Below are 249 nucleotides of genomic sequence, written 5' to 3' on the forward strand. Positions count from 1 at the left end.
AAGCGTCCGCCTGCAGGATACCGCTGTACCCCGCAAGGTGCTGTTGTGGATGAACACCTTTCCTGTCCGGCGAGTACGCGAACCACACCGCCGGTGGCAGCTGCGACCCCGCGTTACGGTCATCCCGCACGTATACCCACAGCCGGGCCGTGCGCGTTTTACCGCTGCCCGGCTCCTGTACCGGCACAGGGATATCGTCGGTGTGCACCTTGCCCGGCATCAGCACGTACTGGCGCAGCAGGCCGTACA

The 249-nt window shown here is 65.1% G+C and carries 1 protein-coding gene; it reads right to left on the bottom strand.

What is annotated here, in order from left to right:
• A partial coding sequence (locus F7Q90_RS26370; protein ID WP_151161232.1) for an IS66 family transposase occupies positions 1-249 on the bottom strand: 249 nt, incomplete at both ends.

Source organism: Pantoea stewartii subsp. stewartii (genome assembly GCF_008801695.1).
GTDB classification, from domain to species: domain Bacteria; phylum Pseudomonadota; class Gammaproteobacteria; order Enterobacterales; family Enterobacteriaceae; genus Pantoea; species Pantoea stewartii.